Genomic DNA, 757 nt, shown 5'->3' with positions numbered 1-757 from the left:
CGGGCCTCTACGGCCAACCGGGTCGCCCGGTCACGGAGTTCTTGGGGGTATTTCGACGGGGCCATCAGAGAATCGATGTCCTTTCAGGATGTTTGGCTTACCCTCAATCAAACCAAGGACGATTCAACCTCACCCAACGCGGCATCGGCCTGAAGGTCCTCACCGGGCAAGGCGCGGCCCTCGACACCACCACCGCATCCGGCAAGCTCGTCTTCGGCATCTTCGCCGCCCTGGCCGAGTTTGAACGCGAACTCATCTCCGAACGCACGATCGCCGGCCTAGCCGCCGCCCGGGCCCGCGGCCGCAAAGGCGGACGCCCCTACAAGATGACCCCCGCCAAGCTCCGCCTCGCCATGGCCTCCATGGGAAAGCCCGGTACCAACGTCGGTGACCTCTGCAAGGAACTCGGCATCACCCGCCAGACCCTCTACCGCCACGTCTCACCCACCGGCGAACTCCGCGAGGACGGACGCAAGCTCCTGGCCAAGGACCGCAGCAAGGTAGCCAGGTAACCTCTGTTGTCCGTGTCCCGCGTCAAGTAGTTGGCAGGATTTCCTTGGTTTTGAATGTCGGGGTGGTGGGGTCGGCCAGGCCCCGGGTGCACCTCCTTGGGCCGGTTCCATGAGATGCCCTCGTGGGGCCGGAGCTCGTTGTACTCGATCCGGTAGTCCTCGGCCCGCTCGGCGAGCACGATCGCGTCGTCGATCTCGTCCAGGTAGAGCCGTTCGTACTTCAGCGTGCCGAAGCCGCGTTCACG

Annotated in this window: 1 protein-coding gene; it reads left to right on the top strand. The window is 64.7% G+C overall.

Translation table 11 applies throughout. From position 1 onward, the window contains the following. The coding region (locus MTQ12_RS14820) for a recombinase family protein (RefSeq protein WP_247619227.1) at window positions 1-512 on the top strand (512 nt) is incomplete at its 5' end. Between the last annotated feature and the right edge of the window lie 245 nt (window positions 513-757).

Source organism: Brevibacterium sp. R8603A2, assembly GCF_023072605.1.
Lineage (GTDB): Bacteria > Actinomycetota > Actinomycetes > Actinomycetales > Brevibacteriaceae > Brevibacterium > Brevibacterium pityocampae.
Note: the sequence above shows the minus strand (reverse complement) of the source record. Positions and strands in the feature narration are given on the sequence as shown.